Below are 16624 nucleotides of genomic sequence, written 5' to 3' on the forward strand. Positions count from 1 at the left end.
CAGGAAAGCCCGAGGCTAATCTGGCTCCGTGGCGAAGCAAATGGGCACGGTGGTGCTGATGTGCGGTCTTCCGGGAGCGGGCAAGACCACCTACGCGATGGAACTGGTGCGACGCGGTTACGTTCGGCTCTCGATCGACGAGGCGGTGTGGCAACGGCTCGGGCGGCGGGATGCCGGCCTGGTGTTGGAGGCGGAGGCGTTCGACCAGCTCAAGGAGGAGGTTCGCCGCGAGCAGCGGCAGGAGCTGGTCGAGCTGATGCTGGCCGGGCGTGACGTGGTGGTGGACTACAGCTTCTGGAGCCGCGCTGCCCGCGATGACTACAAGGCGCTTATTGAGCGCCACGGCTGCCGGTGGGAGCTGGTCCACCTCAGGGCCGACCGGAGCACGTTGGAGCGTCGCCTCAAGGCCCGGAACGGCGAGGAAGGCGCCAACTCCGTCACCGTGGACGGGAAGCTGTTCCTTCGCTATCTGGCGAACTTCGAGGAACCGAAGGGAGAGGGTGAGCAGGTCTTCGTGCAGTCATCGCTCTGAGGGCTTGAGGCGGCGTGGCGCAGGGCCGTCCGCCCCAGAGGACCGCACATCCGACCTGTCAGTTCCTCCCGCCGGTGCCGAAAGGGCCTCGGCTGGCGCCGGGGTGCTTCCAGGTTCGGGGGTCGCGTTCCGGGGTCTTGAGGTGGGCGTCGGGGTGGGAGAAGCGGTCGGGGTCCTGGTCCAGCCCGTTGGCCGACCGGAATCTGCGCAGGTATCTGGCCAGGAATCGATGGAGAGCGTCCTTCATCTGAACCCCCCTGGTGACGCTGATCTCAGCGTGCTGTGGACGCAGTGTAGGGCGAACTCTGCTTCTTGGTGCGGGTGCTGGGTGGGGATGAGTCAAGGCAGGGGGTTCTGCGATCATGATCGGATGGACACTCGATTCCTTGGCATTGCTGATCTGGTCGAAGCCCCGTCCGTGGCGGTGGTGGTCGACGTCATGCGTGCCTTCACCGTGGCTGCCTGGGCCTTCGCCCAGGGGGCGGAGAAGATCGTTCTTGCTGAGTCGCTGGACGAGGCCCTGGCACTCAAGACTCGCCACCGGGGGTGGGTGGCGCTCAAGGACGGTCCGCCCGCGCCCGGGTTCGACGCCGTCAACTCGCCGGGCATGTTGCGGTCTGTCGACCTCGGGGGGCGGACCGTCGTGCAGAAGACCACGGCAGGGACGGTCGGCGCCCTCGCGGTCAAGGAGGCGTCGCTGGTGCTGTGTGCCGGCTTCGTGGTGGCGGAGGCGACGGCTCGGCTCCTGCGGACGCGGGAGTGCGACAGCGTCACATTCGTGGTCACCGGCGAGGACGGTCGCGCCGACGAAGATCTGGCGTGCGCTCAGTACATCGCTCGCCGGGCCACCGAGGACGGAACGGATGCGGCTGAGTTCCTCCGCCGTGCCGGCGAGTCGCGTGCCGCCGCCGAGCTGGCGGAGGGTGTACGTCAGGGAGTCCACCCTGACGACGTCGCACTCTGTCTTGAGCTCGACCGGTTCCCCTTCGCCATGGTCGCGACCCTGGAGGACTCGCTCATGGTCCTTCGTCCGACACCGCTACCGAGCCTCTGACGCAGCGTTCAGGGCCAGTTGGGCGGCGCGGGCCGGGTCGCCGTCCGCCCGTCCGGGCATTCTGGTGCACGGACGGCGGAGGTGGGGGCCTTTATCCCGGGGGCTTCATCCCGGGGCGCTCTCCTGGTAGCGGGAGCTGGTGGCGTGCCACTCCTTGCTGCCGCCCATCCAGCCCCACAGGGCGGTGAGGAAGCGCTTCAACTGGGGGGAGCCGGCGGCGCTCAGCAGGGCTGCCTCGGCCTCGATGGTGTGCATGAGTTCGTTGTGGATCAGGGCGGCGCGGTCGACGGCCTCCTGGAGGGTGCAGCCCTCCTCGGCGGCGATCACGTTGGGGAGGTTGGTGTCGGTCGGGTCCTCCTTGCCCATCGAGTACAGGTCGTTCAGCAGGACGTTCGCGGTGCCCGCGTACAGGTAGGTGCGCCGCACCCGGGGGTCGGCGAACTCGGCGACGGGCAGCTCGTATCCGCCGACCGGGTCGGTCAGGACCATGCAGGGGAAGAAGCCGTTCTCGTACCGGTGCAGGAGGTACTCCCAGACCGCCGGCGTCCGCCCGGAGGCGCGCCACTGGGCCTCCTGGGAGTAGCCCACGAACATCACCGCCAGCTCGTGCCGGAGCCGGGCGACTTGGGTCGGGCTGGCGATCCGGGAGAGGTGGTCGAGGCAGGAGCGGAAGGCCCGCAGCACGGGCTCGCGCCGGACGACGCGCTCGAACTCGGGGAGGTAGCGGGTGGGGAGGCGGACGGGGTCGACCACGGCGTGGGCCAGGGCCAGGCGCGGGCCGAGCAGCTCCGGCGTGGTGTCCTCGCCCTCGTCTACCCAGTGGTCGTCGACCGCCCACTCGGCCAGACCGCACCGCGCCGCCGCCAGCAGCCGGTCGGGGTCGTCGCAGTCGGGGTGGGCGAGCATGAAGAGCCGCCCGAACTGGTGCGACCGCAGCCGCTCCAGCCGCCCGGTGAACAGCCCCATCTCCTCCGCCCACGCGACCAGCCGGTCGTTGACCACCTCCCCGAGTACGGGATCGTCACGGACGGCGTCGGGGCAGTACAGCGGCGGCACCCGGACGGGGGAGGAGACCTCCGGTCGGGTCGGAGGGCCCGGACGGGCCGCCGAGGTGCCGAGGCCGGTCGGCCCGGAGAGCAGCCGTCGGACGGCCTCCGGTGGAAGGTTGTTGGCAAGGGCGCTGTCGAACGGGGACATCGGTGTCGCTCCATCCCTGATTCTTGATCCCTGATCCCTGCGTACCTACAGGCTCACCGCCGGTTTACCGGTCCAGTGCAACCCCGCCCGCACCGCACCCGGAACCCGCCGCCCGAGCGCGGGTGTTGAAAGCGCGGCGGTGTTGAATCCGTCGGGACGCGTGCGGTCGGCTACGGTGTCCCGGCCCGTGGCGCCGGGATCGGGCGGTCGCGTTGGAGCTCCAGGAGCTCGCGGAACAGGCCTTTCTGGGCGGCGAGTTCGGCCCAGGTCCCGGTCTGGGTGATGCGGCCCTGGTCCATGACGACGATCCGGTCGGCGACGGCGGCGTTGGCGATGTTGTGGGTGACCAGGAGGGTGATCCGTCCCGGGGCGAGTGCGCGTAGGGAGTGCAGGATGCGGTGCTCGGCGCGGGGGTCGAGGTCGGAGGTCGGCTCGTCGAGGATCAGCAGGCCCGGGTGGCGGGCGGTGCGGTAGAGGGCGCGGGCGACGGCGGCGCGCTGCCAGCCCCCGCCGGACAGTTCGGCGCCGCCGAGCCAGCCCTGGGCGAGCAGGGTGCGCCAACCGGAACGCAGCCGGTCGACGATCTCGTCGAATCCGGTCTGCTCGGCGGCGCGCTGCACGTCGGCCATCAGGTCGTCGGTGAGGTGGCCCAGGTGGACGTTCTCGGCCGCGTTGAGCGGCCAGCGGGCGAACTCCTGCGGCACGCGGGCGACTCTGTCCCACATGGCGTCGGCGTCCAGCTGCTCGACGGGTACGCCGTCCCAGGTGATCCGCCCGGCCTGCGGGAGGTAGAGGCCCGAGACCAGCCGCAGCAGGGTCGACTTGCCGGAGCCGTTCTGGCCGATGACGGCGACGATCTCGCCCCGCCGCAGTGTCAAGTGGACGTCCTGGAGTGCTGGTTGCTGCTGGTCGCCCGGGTAGGTGTGGGTGAGGCCGGTGACCTCGACCATGGCGGGGGCTTCGGGGACGAGTTCACCCCGTCGGATGCGGTGGCCGCCTGCCTCGTCCAGGAAGGTGAAGAAGTCGTCCAGGTAGAGGCCCATCCGGTAGAGCCGGGCGCCGTTGCCGATCACGCCCTGCACGCCGCCGGAGGCGGTGCGGAGCGCGAACGTCGCCGATCCGGCGGCGGCGAGGTCGATGCGGCGGCTGGCGACCAGATAGAGCAGGGTGCCCCAGACCAGCGCGCTGCCGACGCCGGTGCCCAGGGCTGCGGCGAGCGACACCCGGGCGGCCCGACGGCTCGCGGTGTCGGTGGCCGCGACGATCCGGGCCTCGGTCTGCCGGTACTTGGCCATCATGAACGGGGGCACCTGGTCCGAGCGGACCTGGTCGGCGCGGCCCTTGTCGATCAGGAACCAGCGGTAGATCCGCAGCGCCTGGCGCTCCTCGTTGGTGGCGACGGAGGCGAGGTAGTGGATTCGGGCAGTGCGGACGGCGGCGATGCCGGTCGGGACCGAGCCGAGCAGGAGGGGCGGGACGAGCCAGGGGTGCAAGCCGGCCAGGACCCCGGCCGCCGCGAGCAGGGAGACGGTGGAGGCGATGACGTCCTGGGCGTTCGACAGCAGGTCGGGGGTGGTGGCCGCGCCCCGGTCGGCGGCCTCCCAGCGCTCGTTGTAGGCGGGTTCGTCGTACGCGGCCAGCTCGGCGGCACACCCGGCGGCGATCAGCGCGAGGTCGGCCTCCCGGTTGATCCTCGGCGCGACCCTGGTGGAGAGGCTGGTCACGGTGATGGCGAGGACGGCGCGCAGCCCGACGGAGACGGCCAGCACGGTCAGCGAGGGCGCGGCCGTCCTGAGGTGCGGGCCGAGGGCGCCGGGCGCGAGCAGCGCGGCGAGGGTGCCGGTGGTGGCGTACAGCGCGAGTGCGCCGAACACCCCGGAGAGTGCCTGGCAGGCGAGCAGCAGCGCGGTGGCGGCGGGGTCGGCGGACCAGGCCAGGGAGAGGGCGCGGCGGACGAGTTGGGGCAGCCGCCGCACCATGGCGAGGGTGGACATCGACTCGGCGACGGTGGCCCGCTTGTCGCCGGGGAAGCGGGCTCGGAACTCCTCGTCGTGCTGCTGCTGTTCCTGCTCCGCCTGCGGTGCGGGTTGCTGGTCCGGTTGCACGCTCTGTTCGGTCACATTGCTCCCTCGGGTCGGGCGGGGTGTGGGCCGATCCTGGCACCGTGTGGGAGGCCCGCTCGACGTGTCCCGGCGGGTCTCACTCGATCAGGGCGAATCCCGTTCGGCGTCGGCGAGTTGGCGCGCTGGGGCAGGGCGACGGGGAGTAGGCGGAGAGCGAAACGGGCCCCGGAGGACCGTGAAGGTCTTCCGGGGCCCGGGTGAGCCGCGCTGGGTCGGGCAGGAGGGGTCAGGAGGTGGCGGGGAAGGGGTCGGCGTCGGGCTTGAGGAGCTGGCCCGGGGCGGGGGCGGTCTGGTCGACCAGGTAGGAGGTGACCAGGGCGTTGAGGGCCTTGCTCTTGCCGACCGCGCAGTGCTCGATCATGTCGACGGTGACCAGGACGGCGCTGCCGAGTTCACGCTGCATGTTCTGGGCGAACTTGTACTGGGTGGCCGGGTCGAAGGTGTTGCCGATCACCATGACCGGGTTCGCGGTGTGCCTGTTCCACGGGCCGGTGTAGCGCTCGACCTGACGGGCGGGGGCCGGCCAGGTGGCGCAGGCGGGGGCGTCGAAGGCCTGGTAGCGGCCGAAGGTCGGGGCGGTCAACTCCCAGGCGCGGGCGGCGAACGCGAAGACCAGCGGGTTGGACGGGTACGGCTTGTCCTCGCAGTTCACGCCGTAGTACGAGTCGTCGGCGGTGTACGGGGTGTCGGCCGGGGCCTCCCGCAGGGCGGCAGGTGCGGCGACGGCCAGGGCGCTCGCCTCGGAGGGGGAGAGCGGCGCGACGGAGGGGCTCACGGACTGCTGCGGGTGGATCACCTGGTCGAGGGCCTGCAGCGACCTGGCCAGCGGCGCCTGCCGGCTCTGCGAGTACAGGGCGTTGGAGACCTGGCTGGTGAAGGTGCTCAGGGTGACGGTCGAGCCGTCCGGGAGGGTGACCGGGCTGGTGCGCAGGTGGTCGCGGATGGCGTCGAACCGGGCCCGGGTGTCGCCGCCGGCGAAGGCGCAGCGCGGTGCGCCCGCCGCCGAGCAGCGCTTCAGGTACTCGGCGAGGGAGACCTCGAAGCCGCCGGTGGCGCGCTGCCGGTCGTACTCCAGGCCGTTGCTCAGCCGCAGTTGGGGGTCGACGTTGCCGTCGACGATCACCGCGCGGACCTTGTCCGGGTACATGTTGGCGTAGGTGGCGCCGATCAGCGTGCCGTAGGAGAACCCGGCGAAGGTGAGCTTGGCGTCGCCGACGGCCCGGCGCATCCGGTCGAGGTCGCGGACCACATTCATGGTCGACATGTGCGGCAGCAGCGCGCCCGCGTTACGGGCGCAGGCGTCGGTGTAGTCCTTGGTGGCGGCCAGCGTCCCGGTGATCTCGGCGGGTGTGACGGGCACTCCGGTCATCCGGTTGAAGACGGCGTCGGCGTCCTCGTTGCTGGTGAAGCACTGGAGCGGGTTGCTCCGGGCTACGCCGCGCGGGTCGAAGCCGACCAGGTCGAAGCGCGCCTGCACCTCGGGGTCGAAGCGGGTGGTGGTCGCCCACAGGTACCCGCTGCCGCCGGGACCGCCGGGGTTGAGGAAGAGCGAGCCGATCCGCCGGGCCGGGTCGCCCGCGCGGCGGCGCATCATGGCGATGCCGATCTTCGCGCCGGAGGGGTGGGCGTAGTCCAGCGGCACCGGGTAGACGGCGCAGTCGTAGATCTTCGGGTCCGGCTTGGTCGGGTCCGGGTTGCACGGAGTCCAGGAGACCGGGTCGACCTTGAGGTCGGCGGTGGCACTGGTTGTGGTCAGTGCGGTCAGTGCGGTCAGTGGGGTCAGTGGTGCGGCGGACGCTGTGACGGCGGTGCCGGTCAGCAGGGCGAACGCGCCGGCGAGTGCTGCGGCCAGGGTCGGTATGCGTAACAAGGAGCCTCCTCGGTCGTTGCAAACCCGGCCAGCCTGACAGCCGGGGATCAAGAGGAGAAGCCCCCGTACGTGCTATGGATTTTCCGAAGGACCGTGCGTACGAGGATGGTTGGCGCCATCAGGAGCGCCATCAGGAGCGCCGTCAGGAGCGCCGTCATCGGCTCCCCGTCAGTGGCTGCGGTGCGCGGCGCGGTGGAAGAGCAGGTGCATCGCCGTGCGGAGCTGCTCCGGGCCGTCGACCGGGCGGGCGAAGTCGAAGCGGGCGTCGGCGACGCGCTCGCCCGCGAGGAAGCGGACCCGCAGGCCGAAGCGGTCGAGGGCGACCGGTACGGCGGTCACCCCAGGGGTGGTGGCGGAAGGTCCGGTGGGGAGGTCGCCGAGCCGTTCGGCGATCAGGTCGGTCAGCAGCTCGAGTTGGGCGGGGTGGTCGGCGGCGAGGTGCTGCAGCAGCTCGGCCTCGTGCGGGGCGATCGGGTCGGGCCGGGCGGCGGCGAAGGCGTCCGCCTCGACGTACGCGGAGCCCCAGAGGTCGTCGGTGACGGCGTCCGCCACCTCCAGGAGCACCGGTGTGCCCGGCGCCTCGACGCCGGCCGGCAGGTGGGCGGCGAGCAGCGAAAGGTACCGGCTCCGGTCGGCGGCGGGCGCCGGGGTGAGCCACCCGGCGGCCCAGGCCCGGCCCCGGATGCGGTGGCGGACGGCGACCGGTGCCACGTCGGTGGCCTCGACCACGGCCCGGAGGTTGTCGGCCTGCCGGTGGGCGAGTTGGACGCAGCGGAGCACGGGGGAGGAGTCGGGCAGCAGGATCACCAGGGTGCCGTCCGGCAGGACGACCCTGGTCAGCGGCGGCCAGGGTGCGGGCCGCGCGGTGAGGTCCAGCCCCGGTACGTCGAGCACGGCCGAGGACGCGTGCGCCAGCAAGGTCCGGGCGCGTTCGGCGGGGGTGGGTGGGAGCGTCGGCTCCAGCGGACGGTGCATCAGGCCTCCCGGTTGAGTAAGGCAAGCCTAACCTTAGCTCACGAGCCCATCCGGCGGGGATGCGTACCGTCCGCCGGGTGAAGCTCCCCGGGGCGCGGCGGTGGCGACGCCGGTTCGTACCCCGTCGAACGTAGCGTCGCCCCGGACCTCTACTCAGGGCCGGTCGCCCGGCTCGTTCCGGAAGGGCTTGTATGCGCATCAACGGATCACCTGGGCGGAGCGCACTCGCGCTGGCCGCCGTACTGCCGCTGCTCGCGGCGGTCGCGGCGGGCGGTCAGGCCAGGGCCGAGACCCCGACCCCCCGTCAGGGCCGGTCGGTCATCACCGGCACCAAGCCTGCCTGGGCCGTGCCGGACGCCGACCGAGGACCGGCCGCCGACTCCGCGAAGGTCACCGCCCGGATCTACCTGGCAGGCCGGGACCGCGCCGGGCTCACCGCCCTCGCCACCGAGGTGTCCGACCCCCAGTCGGCCTCCTACGGCCACTACCTGACCCCGCAGCAGCTGGCGGAGCGCTTCGGCACCACCGAGGAGCAGCGCGGCCGGGTCCGCCAGTGGCTGGCCTCGGCCGGCCTGGAGGTCACCGGGGGCAACGACCACTACGTGACCGCCCGGGGCGATGTCGCGGCTGCCCAGCGGGCGTTCGGCACCGAGCTGCACGCCTTCGCCAAGAACGGCCACACCTACCAGGCCCCGGTCTCCGAGGTGACCGTGCCGGCCGACGTCGCCGCGGACGTGCTCAGCGTCAGTGGCCTGAGCACCGCCCCCAGCCATGTCCGTCCCGGCACGGCCGCCCCGAAGGACACCCTCCCCGGCCCGGCCCCGGCCTTCGTCAACTCCGGCCCGTTCTCCAGCTACTACGGTTCCAACCCGGCCACCGGCACCCCCGAGGCGTACGGCGCCGTGCAGCCCTACGCCCTCGAGGGCTACACCGGCAGCCAGCTGCGCTCCGCGTACGGCGCAGCGGCGAGCGGGCTGACCGGCAAGGGCGTCACCGTCGCGGTCGTCGACGCCTTCGACTCGCCGACCCTCGACGCGGACGTGGCCCGCTACGCCGCCGCGCACGGCGACGCGCCGTACACCGCAGGCCAGTTGCGGCACTACGACGCGCCGGAGTGGACCAACACCGCCGACCCGTCCGACGCCGACCCGAGCGGCTGCGGCGCGCGGGGCTGGTACGGGGAGCAGACCCTCGACGTGGAGGCCGTCCACGGCCTGGCGCCCGAGGCCGGCATCGCGTACGTGGGGGCGGCCTCCTGCAACGACCCGGACCTGCTGGACTCGCTGGACCGGGTCGTCGACGAGCACCTGGCCGACATCGTCTCCAACTCCTGGGGCACGCCGGAGAACGCGAGCGACCCGGCGCTGGACGCGGTGTACACCGACCTCTTCAAGCGTGGCGCCAGCGAGGGCATCGGCTTCTACTTCTCCAGTGGCGACGACGGCGACGAGCTGGCCAACACCAAGACCAAGCAGACCGACATGCCGGCCTCGCTGCCGTGGGTGACGGCCGTCGGCGGCACCTCGCTCGGGCTGGACCCGGCCGACGCGTACCGCTTCGAGACCGGCTGGGGCACCGAGAAGGCGCCCCTGTCGGCGGACGGGAAGAGCTGGACGAACTTCCCCGGCCCGTTCACCAGCGGAGCCGGTGGCGGCACCAGCGCCCGCAGCGCGCAGCCCGCGTACCAGAAGGGCGTCGTGCCGAAGGCTCTGGCGACGGCCAACGGCGGCCACAAGCGGGTGGTCCCGGACATCGCCGCCGTGGCCGACCCGAACACCGGCTTCCTGGTCGGGCAGACCCAGGCCTTCCCGGACGGCACGGTCCGCTACAGCGAGTACCGGATCGGCGGCACCAGCCTGGCCTGCCCGGTGACGGCCGGCATCCAGGCGCTGGCGCAGCAGGCCCAGGGCTTCCCGCTCGGCTTCGCCAACCCGGCGGTCTACGCCCGCTACGGCACCGCCGCCTACCACGACGTCACCGACCACCCGTTCGGGGCGGGCAGCGAACTCGCCGAGGTGCGGGTGGACTTCGTCAACGGGGTGGACGCCGCAGACGGCACCACCACGTCGCTGCGGACCCTGGGCAAGGACTCGTCCCTCTCCGCGACCACCGGCTACGACGACGTCACCGGGGTCGGCACGCCGACGGCCGAGTACCTCCGCTCCTACCTGTGCCCGCCGGAGGCGAAGCCCGAAGGCTCGGCCACCACGTCCTGAGACGCACCCGCCGGATCGGCCTCCGGCGGCGATCAGCCGCTGAAGGCCGATCCGGCGGACAGTACGTCGCGCAGCACGGCGAGCACCTGCTCCGCAGGGAATCTCGTCAGCGCGGCGGCCTCGGCCCCGGCCAGCACCTCCGCCAGCTCCTCCGGAGCCGCGCCGCCGGCCAGGCCGTGCACCCACGGCCCCAGCCCGGCCGGCTCCTCCGGCAGGCCGGGCGGCAGCACCGCCGTCCGCACTGTCGGCGGCGGAGCCTTCCGCCGCCGGGGGCGCTCGGCGCGGAGCAGGCGCCGGACGGGCTCGGCCCTGGGGCCGGTGCTCGCGCCCGGCGTCGCCGCGCGGGCGGGCAGCGCCTCCCGGGCGGGGGCCGGCAGGCCGTCGCTGCCGTAGCGGCCGGGCGGCAGGCCCACCTTGTACGGGTGCACGCAGACCGGCACCCCGGCCGCCGTGTACCGGAACCCGTCGGCGGGGTCGAACGGCCACTCGCTGCTCGGCCGCTCCACCACGTCGAAGCCGCCCGCGCCGACCCGCAGCGCGGGGCAGAACCAGCACACGTCCTGGTCACTGTCCTCGGGCACAAAGGGTTCGGTCTCCACCCCCCGCACCTTACATACCGCTGCTCGCTACCCCAGCGGGCGGCAGAGCAGGGCGTCGGGGACGCCGCCGTGGTTCCAGCGCCAGGTGAAGGCGACGCCGGCGAGGTACTCGTTGTCGCCACACTGGCCCTTGTAGTAGCCGGGGGCCCAGTCCGCGGCGGTGGCGCCGCCGGTCGTGGGGCGGTTGTCGGCGTGGTCGAACCAGACGTTGCGGCCGCCGGTGGGGAGGGCGCCGGTGGCGGGGGCGCAGAGCAGGGCGGACATCGCGTTGCCGCGCACGCTGTAGCCGACCGCGAGGCGGCCCGCCGGGCACTGGAGCTTGTTGTAGCCGGGGGCCCAGTCGCCGTCCGTGACGTAGCGCTCGTCGGTGACCGCCAGGTACGGGCCGCCGGTGGTGGCGGGCTCGGCCGCGTCGGTGCACAGGCCCCGGCTGTCGCTGCGGCCCAGGCCGGTCAGGCGCTGGCCGTCGGGGCAGTTGCCCTTGCGGGCGCCGGCGTCCCAGTCGGGGAGGACGAGCATCCGGGCCGAGACGTCGTAGTCGGCGTGGTCGAGGTTGAGCATGTTCCACCGGGTGGTGGGCGCGACCTGTCCGGTGCGGCCCGGCGAGCCGACCAGCCGGTTCCAGTCGGCGGCCCGCCAGTCGCCGGGGTCGTTGACGCTCTGGCGCTGCCCGGCGGAGTCGTACGAGAGCAGGGCCCAGTTGTCGAGCTGGGCGCCGTTCTGCGTCCAGCCGATCAGCGGCCAGATCGCGAAGTCGGTGTCGTTCGCGACCAGGATGTCGGTGAAGGCGTGGAACCAGGCCTGTTCCTTGGCGTCGGTGGAGCCGCGCCCGGCGGCGCCGAACTCGCTGACCCAGACCGGCGCGGTGAAGTGCTGGCCGGAGGCGGTGACGAACAGCGCCTCCTGGTCGACCACCTGGGCGAGTTGGGCGGGGGTGAAGTCCTCGTACCGCGGGTCGGAGGTGGCGCCCAGGCCGCTGCCCGCGCCGCTGTTGGCGGGGCCGGTGTAGGCGTAGAAGTGGGCGGAGTAGACCAGCTTGTCGGAGCGGATCAGGGTGTTGGAGAGGTTCTGCACCGGTGTGAGCATCGGGCGGCCGTGGTCGAACCCGGCGAGCGGTATGCCGGACCAGTTGATGCCCTCCATGATGACCAGCATGTCCGGGTCGGCCTGGAGGATCTGGTTGCCCGCCGTCTCGAAGGCCGCGTTCTCGTCGTGCGAGTCGCCCCAGCCCCAGTTCGGGTTGTCCAGGACGTCGCGGCGGACCTCGTTGCGCAGGTCGGCGCCGACCACGCGCTTGTCGGCCTGGTAGCGGTGCACCATGAACACCCAGTCGGCCACCCACTGCTCGGCGCTCTGGCCGCTGTTCCAGCGCTCGTTGCCGTCCAGGCCGCAGCACCAACGGGCCGTGGTGGTGTGGTTGTTGAGGATCACCGCGAAGCCGTCGGCGGTCAGCGCCGCGACCGCAGCGTCGTACACCTGGAGCGGGGTCCGGCCGCGCAGCTGTGGGTTGGCGGTCACGGCGACGTCCGGCACCGGGGTGGTGTTGTGGATCAGCTCGTCGGAGAACGGCAGCCGGATGCTGTTGATCCCGAGGCTGTGGAACCCGGCCATGATCTGCGCCATCGGCACCCGGTCGAGGCCGAGCGGCAGGTTGTACGAGGGCGACCCGTGCTCGTTGTTCGCGGGGTCGTCGGCGCTGCCGCTGCCGAGCCAAGTGCCTTGGGCGCCCTCCCAGTTGCCCGACTGGAGCTTGAACCGGTTGCCGTTCGCGTCGACCACGTACCGGCCACGGGTGCTCAACGGCCCCGTCCAGGACGCGGCGAGCTGGGGGCCCGTCAGCGGCACGGCTACGGGACCGGCGGCGGTGGGCAGTGGGGTGGCGGCGACGGCTCCGCCGCCCGCTCCGAGGAGCAGGGCGGCGAGGGCGGCGGCGACCGGTAGGTACCGGCGGGGCCTGGGTGTCACGGGGGTCTCCCTCGGAGGGTGAGGTGCGAGGCAGGGAAGCGGGGAAGCCGCCGTGGGCAGCCCTGGCGGCTGCCGCGCCGACGCCTCCGACGATGAAACGCTGCCCGGAGGTGAACATCAAGACCGCGCTTCTGAACAGTGCACGGCAGGAGCTGAGGCGGTGGCGGCCCGAGAACCTACACCCTCCGCCGTACGAGGTGATCACGGCCCCGGCCTCCAGGGGAGGAGACGGCTTGTCACATAGTCTGACGTGGCCGTCTCGCTGACGGTCAGGAGAATCAGCGTGATCGCGACGGGAGTACGACGGTGGTTGGTTCAGCTCCGGCCCCTGCTTCGGGTGCGGCACCGGCCGGTGCCGGCACGACGCGGCAGCGGTTCCGGGCGTGGCTGCTCGAAGGTCTGTCGGACATGGCCAAGCAGCACCCCGGGCCGCACGCCCAGACCCCCGCCGCGCACTCGGGGCAGCGCTGGTGGAAGGTCATGTGTCTGACCGGCCTGGACTACTTCTCCACGCTCGGCTACCAGCCGGGCATCGCCGCGCTGGCCGCCGGGCTGCTCTCACCGGTCGCGACCATCGTGCTGGTGCTGGTCACCCTCCTCGGTGCGCTGCCGGTCTACCGGCGGGTCGCGCAGGAGAGCCCGCACGGCGAGGGGTCGATCGCGATGCTGGAACGGCTGCTGTCGTTCTGGAAGGGCAAGCTCTTCGTGCTGGCCCTGCTGGGCTTCGCCGCGACCGACTTCCTGATCACCATCACGCTCTCGGCCGCCGACGCCACTGCCCACCTGGTGGAGAACCCGCACCTCACCGGCGCCCTGGGCGGCCACCAGGTGCTGATCACCCTGCTGCTGGTCGCACTGCTCGGCGGGGTCTTCCTCAAGGGCTTCAGCGAGGCGATGGGCCTCGCCGTCTTCCTGGTCGCCGTCTACCTCGCGCTGAACGTGGTCGTCGTCGCCGACGGCCTGTGGCACGTGCTGACCGCCCCTCAGGTGATCACCGACTGGTCGCACGCGCTTACCGCCGAGCACGGCAACCCTGTCGCGATGATCGCCGTCGCCCTGGTGGTCTTCCCCAAGCTGGCGCTCGGCCTCTCCGGCTTCGAGACCGGCGTCGCCGTCATGCCGCACATCGAGGGCGACCCCGACGACACCGAGGAGCGCCCCACCGGGCGCATCCGAGGTGCGCGCAAGCTGCTCACCACGGCGGCGGCGATCATGAGCGTCTTCCTGATCACCACCAGCTTCATCACCACGCTGCTCATCCCCGCCGACGAGTTCAAGCCCGGCGGCGCCGCCAACGGCCGCGCGCTCGCCTACCTCGCGCACCAGTACCTCGGCGGCGCCTTCGGCAGCGTCTACGACCTCTCCACCATCGCCATCCTCTGGTTCGCCGGGGCCTCCGCGATGGCCGGGCTGCTCAACCTGATGCCGCGTTACCTCCCGCGCTACGGCATGGCACCGCACTGGGCCCGCGCCGTCCGCCCGATGGTGCTGGTGCTCACCGCGATCGCCTTCCTGGTGACGTGGCTCTTCGACGCCTCGGTCGACGCCCAGGGCGGCGCGTACGCGACCGGCGTGCTGGTGCTGATCAGCTCGGCGGCGATCGCCGTGACCATCGCCGCCCACAAGGCCGGGCAGCGCGGCTGGCGGCTGGGCTTCGCGACGATCTCGGTGGTCTTCCTCTACACGACGGTGATCAACGTCGCCGAGCGCCCCGACGGCGTCAAGATCGGGGCCTGCTTCATCGCCGGGATCGTGCTGATCTCGCTGCTCTCCCGCCTCGCCCGCGCCTTCGAGCTGCGGGTCACCGACGTGCAGCTCGACAACGTCGCCGAGCGCTTCGTCCGGGACACCTCGCACCGGACGATCCGCCTCATCGCCAACGAGCCCAACAGCCGCGATCTCGCCGAGTACCGCGACAAGGTGAAGCAGATCCGGGCCGACAACGACATCCCGACCGAGGACGACCTGGTCTTCGTCGAGGTCACCGTCCTGGACGCCTCGGACTTCGAGGCCGGGCTGAAAGTCCGGGGCGAGGTCCTGCACGACCGCTACCGGGTGCTCACGCTGGAGCACTCCAGCATCCCCAACGCCCTCGCCGCGCTGCTGCTGCACATCCGGGACAGCAGCGGCCAGCAGCCGCACATCTACTTCGAGTGGACGGAGGGCAACCCCTTCGCGCAGTTCCTGCGGTTCTTCCTGTTCGGTCAGGGCGAGGTCGCGCCGGTCACCCGCGAGGTGCTGCGCGAGGCCGAGCCGGACCGGCGGCGCCGCCCGCGCGTGCACGTCGGCTGAACCGCCGGGCGGGGGCGGGCGGCGGCGCGCTCTACGATGAGGCCATGACTGCCAGCGTCGAGGTCTCAGGTGCCCATCATGTGCAGGAGCGCGAGGGTGGCGAGCGGCTGGAGATCGCGGCCGGCATCCTCACGCTGCTCGCCGACCGCACCCGCCTCGCCCTGCTCGAACGCCTCGGCGAGGGCGAGGCGGACGTCACCACGCTCACCGAGGCCTGCGGCGCCGCCCGTACCTCTGTCAGCCAGCACCTGAGCAAGCTCCGCCTCGCCGGGCTGGTCACCACCCGCAAGGACGGCCGGCACGTCGTCTACGCGCTGCGCCACGGCCATCTGCGCCGCCTCGTCCAGGAGGCGCTCAGCGTCGCCGACCACCAGATCGGCGCGCTGCCCCCGCACGACTGATCCCCCGTGGGTACCTGGGCGGGGGAGCAGTTCTGCCGACATGTGCACACGTATGCACGTGTCGTCCTATGATGGTCGCGTCCACGGCACCTGAGCGGGGGTACCGCAATGCTGTCCGTCCTGCGCGACCGCACCTACCTGCACCTCTTCGCCGCCCAAGTCGTCGCCCTGATCGGCACCGGCCTGGCGACCGTCGCCCTCAGCCTGCTCGCGTACGACCTGGCGGGCGGCCACGCCGGGTCCGTCCTCGGCACCGCGCTCGCCGTCAAGATGATCGCGTACGTCGGCATCGCCCCCCTCGTCACCGCACTCGCCCACCGCATCCCGCGCCGCACGCTGATGGTGGCCGCCGACCTGACGCGGGCGGGCGTCGCGCTGCTGCTGCCCTTCGTCGGCCAGGTCTGGCAGGTCTACGCGCTGATCTTCGTCCTGCAGTCCGCGTCGGCGGCCTTCACCCCGGCCTTCCAGTCCGTGATCCCCGAGGTGCTGCCCGCCGAGCGCGACTACACCCGGGCGCTCTCGCTCTCCCGGCTCGCCTACGACCTGGAGAGCCTGGCCAGCCCGCTGCTCGCGGCCGCGCTGCTCACCGTGGTCGGCTACCACTGGCTGTTCTGGGGCACCACCGTCGGGTTCCTCGCTTCGGCGACGTTGGTCGTCTCGGTCGTCCTGCCCAGGCCAGGTGCAGCCCAGCATGACGGGCGCGTCGCGGCCCGCGCGGCGCGAGGCAGCAGGCTCTTCCTCGCCGTGCCACGGCTGCGCGCCCTGCTCGCGCTCGACCTGGCGGTCGCCGCCGCCGGGGCGATGGTGATCGTCAACACCGTCGTCTACGTCCGCGACCAACTCGGCCGCCCCGCCGGGGACGTCGCCGTCGCCCTCGGCGCCTACGGCGCCGGATCGATCGCCGTGGCACTGCTGCTGCCCCGGCTCAGCGACCGACGCCCGGACCGGACGATCATGATCCCGGCGGGCTTCGCCGTCGCCCCGCTGTTCGCGGCGCTCGGCGTCGTCACCGTGGCAGGCCCCGCCGGTTGGCGCTGGCCCGTACTGCTGGCCCTCTGGGCGGCCTTCGGTGCGGTCAGCTCGCTCGTCCTCACCCCGACCGGCCGGGTCCTGCGCGAAGCCGTGGCCGACGACGACCTGCCCGCCGTCTTCGCCGCGCAGTTCTCCCTCTCGCACGGCTGCTGGTTGCTCACCTACCCCTTGGCCGGCTGGCTCGGCGCGACTGCCGGGCTCGGCGCGGCCGACGCCGCGTTGGGCGCGCTCGCCCTGGCCGCCGCCGTCCTGGCGGCCCGTGCCTGGCCCCGCCCGGCCACCCGCGAAGCCGACCGCACGGCGGCGGCAGTCACGGCAGGTTCACAGACGTTCGCCGCGAAAGCACAGCACGGCTGACAGCGGCTGAG

The 16624-nt window shown here is 72.4% G+C and carries 13 protein-coding genes; 6 read left to right on the forward strand and 7 right to left on the reverse strand.

Going from position 1 to position 16624, the window contains the following annotated elements; all coding sequences use genetic code 11:
- The first annotated feature begins 28 nt into the window (after positions 1 to 28).
- On the forward strand, positions 29 to 532 hold the full coding sequence (locus tag ACR68M_RS33280; protein ID WP_441247872.1) for an AAA family ATPase: 504 nt from the start codon (positions 29 to 31) through the stop codon (positions 530 to 532).
- 58 nt (positions 533 to 590) lie between these two features.
- Here ACR68M_RS33280 and ACR68M_RS33285 read toward each other — a convergent pair whose 3' ends face one another.
- Entirely contained in the window at positions 591 to 779 is a 189-nt protein-coding gene (locus tag ACR68M_RS33285; RefSeq protein ID WP_441247873.1) for a hypothetical protein, read from the reverse strand.
- 123 nt (positions 780 to 902) lie between these two features.
- On the opposite strand from ACR68M_RS33285, the gene ACR68M_RS33290 reads away from it, so the two are divergent.
- Positions 903 to 1586, forward strand: coding sequence for a 2-phosphosulfolactate phosphatase (locus ACR68M_RS33290; protein WP_441247874.1), 684 nt, complete (start codon positions 903 to 905; stop codon positions 1584 to 1586).
- 105 nt (positions 1587 to 1691) lie between these two features.
- Here ACR68M_RS33290 and ACR68M_RS33295 read toward each other — a convergent pair whose 3' ends face one another.
- From ACR68M_RS33295 to ACR68M_RS33310, 4 genes are all read right to left on the reverse strand, one after another.
- A complete protein-coding gene (locus ACR68M_RS33295) occupies positions 1692 to 2783 on the reverse strand; it encodes a family 2 encapsulin nanocompartment cargo protein terpene cyclase (RefSeq protein ID WP_441247875.1) in 1092 nt (363 codons plus the stop codon).
- A 170-nt stretch (positions 2784 to 2953) separates the two neighbouring features.
- Positions 2954 to 4903, reverse strand: coding sequence for an ATP-binding cassette domain-containing protein (locus ACR68M_RS33300; RefSeq protein ID WP_441247876.1), 1950 nt, complete (start codon positions 4901 to 4903; stop codon positions 2954 to 2956).
- A gap of 229 nt (positions 4904 to 5132) precedes the next feature.
- Positions 5133 to 6776 (reverse strand): alpha/beta hydrolase, encoded by a 1644-nt coding sequence (locus ACR68M_RS33305; RefSeq protein WP_441247877.1) that lies wholly within the window; start codon positions 6774 to 6776, stop codon positions 5133 to 5135.
- Between the two features lie 168 nt (positions 6777 to 6944).
- Positions 6945 to 7751 carry a DUF2470 domain-containing protein gene (locus ACR68M_RS33310; protein ID WP_441247878.1) on the reverse strand — a complete coding sequence of 269 codons (807 nt, stop codon included), beginning with the start codon at positions 7749 to 7751 and terminating at the stop codon, positions 6945 to 6947.
- A 191-nt stretch (positions 7752 to 7942) separates the two neighbouring features.
- Between ACR68M_RS33310 and ACR68M_RS33315 the strand changes: the two genes are divergently transcribed.
- Positions 7943 to 9967: a S53 family peptidase gene (locus ACR68M_RS33315; RefSeq protein WP_441247879.1), complete on the forward strand. Its 2025-nt coding sequence runs from the start codon at positions 7943 to 7945 to the stop codon at positions 9965 to 9967.
- A 32-nt stretch (positions 9968 to 9999) separates the two neighbouring features.
- On the opposite strand, the gene ACR68M_RS33320 is transcribed toward ACR68M_RS33315, so the two are convergent.
- Together ACR68M_RS33320 and ACR68M_RS33325 are read right to left on the reverse strand one after the other, a co-directional pair.
- Complete coding sequence (locus tag ACR68M_RS33320) at positions 10000 to 10566, reverse strand: hypothetical protein (protein WP_441247880.1); 567 nt, start codon at positions 10564 to 10566, stop codon at positions 10000 to 10002.
- Between the two features lie 27 nt (positions 10567 to 10593).
- Entirely contained in the window at positions 10594 to 12531 is a 1938-nt protein-coding gene (locus ACR68M_RS33325) for a glycoside hydrolase family 5 protein (protein ID WP_441247881.1), read from the reverse strand.
- Positions 12532 to 12939: 408 nt separating this feature from the next.
- Here ACR68M_RS33325 and ACR68M_RS33330 point away from each other — a divergent pair, with 408 nt between their 5' ends.
- The 3 genes from ACR68M_RS33330 (at position 12940) to ACR68M_RS33340 (ending at position 16613) form a co-directional block, all read left to right on the forward strand.
- A complete protein-coding gene (locus ACR68M_RS33330) occupies positions 12940 to 14823 on the forward strand; it encodes an amino acid transporter (protein ID WP_441247882.1) in 1884 nt (627 codons plus the stop codon).
- A 44-nt stretch (positions 14824 to 14867) separates the two neighbouring features.
- Positions 14868 to 15224: an ArsR/SmtB family transcription factor gene (locus ACR68M_RS33335; protein WP_441247883.1), complete on the forward strand. Its 357-nt coding sequence runs from the start codon at positions 14868 to 14870 to the stop codon at positions 15222 to 15224.
- A gap of 108 nt (positions 15225 to 15332) precedes the next feature.
- The gene (locus tag ACR68M_RS33340) at positions 15333 to 16613 is read left to right on the forward strand and encodes an MFS transporter (protein ID WP_441247884.1); all 1281 of its coding nucleotides are present in this window, start codon (positions 15333 to 15335) and stop codon (positions 16611 to 16613) included.
- Positions 16614 to 16624 lie beyond the last annotated feature (11 nt).

Source organism: Kitasatospora sp. McL0602 (genome assembly GCF_052076145.1).
In the GTDB taxonomy this organism is placed as follows: Bacteria; Actinomycetota; Actinomycetes; order Streptomycetales; family Streptomycetaceae; genus Kitasatospora.

Excerpts from the sequence above, each read along its gene's own strand:
- ACR68M_RS33285 (WP_441247873.1), bottom strand. The coding sequence starts at position 779 with ATGAAGGACGCTCTCCATCGATTCCTGGCCAGATACCTGCGCAGATTC.
- ACR68M_RS33340 (WP_441247884.1), top strand. The coding sequence starts at position 15,333 with ATGCTGTCCGTCCTGCGCGACCGCACCTACCTGCACCTCTTCGCCGCC.
- ACR68M_RS33330 (WP_441247882.1), top strand. The coding sequence starts at position 12,940 with ATGGCCAAGCAGCACCCCGGGCCGCACGCCCAGACCCCCGCCGCGCAC.
- ACR68M_RS33290 (WP_441247874.1), top strand. The coding sequence starts at position 903 with ATGGACACTCGATTCCTTGGCATTGCTGATCTGGTCGAAGCCCCGTCC.
- ACR68M_RS33310 (WP_441247878.1), bottom strand. The coding sequence starts at position 7,751 with ATGCACCGTCCGCTGGAGCCGACGCTCCCACCCACCCCCGCCGAACGC.
- ACR68M_RS33315 (WP_441247879.1), top strand. The coding sequence starts at position 7,943 with ATGCGCATCAACGGATCACCTGGGCGGAGCGCACTCGCGCTGGCCGCC.
- ACR68M_RS33295 (WP_441247875.1), bottom strand. The coding sequence starts at position 2,783 with ATGTCCCCGTTCGACAGCGCCCTTGCCAACAACCTTCCACCGGAGGCC.
- ACR68M_RS33335 (WP_441247883.1), top strand. The coding sequence starts at position 14,868 with ATGACTGCCAGCGTCGAGGTCTCAGGTGCCCATCATGTGCAGGAGCGC.